General features: G+C 51.3%; 1 rRNA gene. It reads right to left on the minus strand.

What is annotated here, in order from left to right:
• Positions 1-895 (minus strand): 23S ribosomal RNA (locus ACFQNF_RS17455); the annotation flags it as partial.

Raw genomic sequence — 895 nt, forward strand, 5'->3', positions numbered from 1 at the left:
CCCCAGTCAAACTGCCTACCATGCACGGTCCCCGATCCGGATAACGGACCAAGGTTAGAACCTCAAAGGGGTCAGGGTGGTATTTCAAGGTTGGCTCCACGCAGACTAGCGTCCACGCTTCATAGCCTCCCACCTATCCTACACAAACCACTTCAAAGTCCAATGCAAAGCTACAGTAAAGGTTCACGGGGTCTTTCCGTCTAGCAGCGGGGAGATTGCATCTTCACAAACATTTCAACTTCGCTGAGTCTCAGGAGGAGACAGTAGGGCCATCGTTACGCCATTCGTGCGGGTCGGAACTTACCCGACAAGGAATTTCGCTACCTTAGGACCGTTATAGTTACGGCCGCCGTTTACTGGGACTTCAGTCAAGAGCTTGCACCCCATCATTTAATCTTCCAGCACCGGGCAGGCGTCACACCCTATACGTCGTCTTTCGACTTTGCAGAGTGCTGTGTTTTTGATAAACAGTCGCAGCCCCCATTTCTCTGCGACCCATTTCAGCTCCAGCCGCAAGGGCCTTCACCTAATATGGGCTCACCTTCTCCCGAAGTTACGGTGATAATTTGCCGAGTTCCTTCTCCTGAGTTCTCTCAAGCACCTTAGAATTCTCTTCCTACCCACCTGTGTCGGTTTGCGGTACGGTCAATATAAAGCTGAAGCTTAGAGGCTTTTCTTGGAAGCATAGGATCAATCACTTCAGTCCGAAGACTTCGTCGTCACGTCTCAGCGTTATAGCAGCCCGGATTTGCCTAAGCCACACGCCTACTCGCTTAAACCAACTATTCCAACAGTTGGCTGACCTACCTTTCTCCGTCCCCCCATCGCACTTTATATCGGTACGGGAATATTAACCCGTTGTCCATCGACTACGCATTTCTGCCTCGCCTTAGGG

The organism is Iodobacter arcticus (genome assembly GCF_042664895.1).
In the GTDB taxonomy this organism is placed as follows: domain Bacteria; phylum Pseudomonadota; class Gammaproteobacteria; order Burkholderiales; family Chitinibacteraceae; genus Iodobacter; species Iodobacter arcticus.